Raw genomic sequence first — 2,402 nt, 5'->3', positions numbered from 1 at the left:
CCTTCGGTGCTGGATAACCTAAAACGCCCAGTGCAACCCCGCAGTACAGACAAGAAACCAAAACAGCATGAGGAGGTGCGATAACATGAATACCAACGATCTGAATACGGCTCTTTATGAAAAGATGGCTGCTGAGCAGGAAAAATACAGGGACTGGCTGAAAAGCCGACCCCCGGAAGAAATCCTGCACCACACCTATGAATATACTGTCCGTGAGGATATTGTGATGGCAATGGAGGAGCTGGAGCTGACCGCCGCCCAGGCCCAGGCACTTTTGGAATCTTCTTCGCCGCTGGCGGATGTGTACCGCTACTTTGAAAAGCTGGAGACCGGTCACATGGATGTGATCCGGGACAGCATTGAGAACCGTGCCGGCGATGTGTGCAGAGCTAAAGAGGAACTGCGAACAACACCGATCTATCCCCATTCAGCTGCCTATGCGAGAGAACATGGGGAGCTGGAGCAGTACCGAGCTTCCAACAATGTAAATCGCCAATGCAAGGAGTCTATTGAAGCGGCGGTGCGGGAGCACTTCGACGGAATGTATCTCAGCCACGATGCGGCAAAGGGTGTGATCGAGACCTATGGCATGGAGCGTGTGTCCATGGTTCTGTCTAACACGGTCCAGCTTCAGGACTGGGATGGGCGTTACTCCCGACGCAACAAAGAATGGGCCAAGACCATTCCCAACGATAATCCCGAAACCGTCCGTTGTGGTTATGCCTTAAACAGCCACCCTGCTGTGCTGGATGGTTTTATTGATCTGGTGCGTGAAGAACAGCAGCGCAGCCGTACCCAGAGAGAAAAACTGGAACCGTCCCGTCCCTCAGTACGGGATAAGCTCAAACAGGAGCTGCCCGCCCATAAGTCTGCTGCCCCGAAAAAACGGGAGCCGGAGCGATAACCATGGCAAAGCGCAAGCGGGATGTGCCGGTTTTGTTTTGGGTGTCCGCAGAAGAACTGGAACTGATCCATCAAAAGATGCAGCAATACGGGACAGAGAATTTGAGCGCTTATCTGCGGAAAATGGCGCTGGATGGTTATGTGGTCAAGCTGGAACTACCGGAGCTGAAGGAGTTGGTCTCCCTGATGCGCCGAAGCAGCAACAACTTGAACCAGCTGACCTGCAAAGTGCATGAGACCGGGCGGGTTTATAATGCTGACTTGGAGGATATATCCCAGCGGCAGGAACAACTGTGGGAGGGTGTGAAGGAAATCCTTACCCAACTCTCCAAACTTTCATAACAGGGATAGATACTCCATTTGCGGAGGGAGGAACGGCGTTTCTTCGCCGCACCTTCCTCCGCTTTTTCTTTTTGTCTGTATCCTTGTCTTTTGCCTGTCCGTACCGGATAATATGAGTAGAATAAGAAGCGTAGCAAAGGAGTGAAAACAGATGCTGACCTTTGAAAGGGTGCTGGAGATTTTTGCGGATTACCTGACCGCAGACGAGACCATAGAAGTTTATATCAGCCGCCATGGATGTGTAAGAGTTGAATTTGACCAAGATTTTCACTATTGCTCTGGCGAGGTGTGCCATACTCCCAAGGAACTGTTCGACCTCTTAGCCGATGATTACCGGACTTATCTGGAGATTGAACTGACCAAAGGAAAACGGGAAGTGACGGAAGATGATGAGAGAGAAGCGGATGCCCTGTGCAAACGGCATCTGGAGCGTTGGAAGGAGGAACAGGAATGAAGATTTTGAAATGTCTGCTGATGATCGTAACTGCACCGGTCGTTTTGGTGTTGACGCTTTTTGTCTGGCTCTGCACGGGGCTGATCTGCATATCCGGTCTGGTGCTTGGTCTACTAAGCACGGTAATTGCTCTGCTTGGCGTGGCTGTGCTGATTACCTATTCCCCGCAGAATGGTGTGATTTTGCTGGTTATGGCATTTTTGATTAGCCCGATGGGGCTGCCGCTGGCTGCGATCTGGCTGCTGGGCAAGGTACAGAGTTTGAAATTTGCGATCCAGGATTGGGTGTATGGGTAAATGATGTGAATATAATTTGGAATGAAAAGAAGCAGGACAATGGGAGATGAGACCAAATGCCCTGCTTCTCTGTTTATTCGGAACGAACTGTAATATATTTTTGATGTTTACTTTTCGGTTTATCGGGAAGTGTCATTTTGAGTGTTCCATTGTTCAATAGCGGACGCAGATATTTTTGTGTAAAGTTTTTTGTGTTTTTGTATCCACAGTGTTCTGCGATTTCTAATTTTGAATGTGGTTCTATGCAAAATGCAAGGATTTTATCATGGGTTGCATCATGGGTTGCGTCATAGGTCTTATCATGGGTCGTTTCTATGATAGAAGGACCATGATGGTAATTTACATTTTTCAAGATGACTCTGAAATCTGTCGCTGTTGAGGAAAATTCAGGCTTATATGCCTCTGTG

5 protein-coding genes are annotated in these 2,402 nt (G+C 48.9%); 4 read left to right on the top strand and 1 reads right to left on the bottom strand.

From position 1 onward, the window contains the following. Positions 1-85: 85 nt before the first annotated feature. The 4 genes from OCV96_RS18315 (at position 86) to OCV96_RS18300 (ending at position 1,995) form a co-directional block, all read left to right on the top strand. Positions 86-904, top strand: coding sequence for a DUF3848 domain-containing protein (locus tag OCV96_RS18315; protein WP_215650762.1), 819 nt, complete (start codon positions 86-88; stop codon positions 902-904). Between the two features lie 2 nt (positions 905-906). Further along, a complete protein-coding gene (locus OCV96_RS18310; RefSeq protein WP_215650761.1) occupies positions 907-1,245 on the top strand; it encodes a plasmid mobilization protein in 339 nt (112 codons plus the stop codon). A gap of 151 nt (positions 1,246-1,396) precedes the next feature. Continuing rightward, complete coding sequence (locus OCV96_RS18305) at positions 1,397-1,699, top strand: hypothetical protein (RefSeq protein WP_117515896.1); 303 nt, start codon at positions 1,397-1,399, stop codon at positions 1,697-1,699. Next, on the top strand, positions 1,696-1,995 hold the full coding sequence (locus OCV96_RS18300) for a CD1845 family protein (RefSeq protein ID WP_215650760.1): 300 nt from the start codon (positions 1,696-1,698) through the stop codon (positions 1,993-1,995). Before OCV96_RS18305 ends, OCV96_RS18300 begins: the two co-directional genes overlap by 4 nt. A gap of 73 nt (positions 1,996-2,068) precedes the next feature. Here OCV96_RS18300 and OCV96_RS18295 read toward each other — a convergent pair. Continuing rightward, a partial coding sequence (locus OCV96_RS18295) for a Fic family protein (RefSeq protein WP_345780268.1) occupies positions 2,069-2,402 on the bottom strand: 334 nt, incomplete at its 5' end.

Source organism: Waltera acetigignens (assembly GCF_025567015.1).
In the GTDB taxonomy this organism is placed as follows: Bacteria; Bacillota; Clostridia; order Lachnospirales; family Lachnospiraceae; genus Acetatifactor; species Acetatifactor acetigignens.
Note: the sequence above shows the minus strand (reverse complement) of the source record. Positions and strands in the feature narration are given on the sequence as shown.

What these genes read in the sequence shown, in the direction of transcription:
- OCV96_RS18315 (WP_215650762.1), top strand. Translation starts at nt 86, where the DNA reads ATGAATACCAACGATCTGAATACGGCTCTTTATGAAAAGATGGCTGCT.
- OCV96_RS18310 (WP_215650761.1), top strand. Translation starts at nt 907, where the DNA reads ATGGCAAAGCGCAAGCGGGATGTGCCGGTTTTGTTTTGGGTGTCCGCA.
- OCV96_RS18305 (WP_117515896.1), top strand. Translation starts at nt 1,397, where the DNA reads ATGCTGACCTTTGAAAGGGTGCTGGAGATTTTTGCGGATTACCTGACC.
- OCV96_RS18300 (WP_215650760.1), top strand. Translation starts at nt 1,696, where the DNA reads ATGAAGATTTTGAAATGTCTGCTGATGATCGTAACTGCACCGGTCGTT.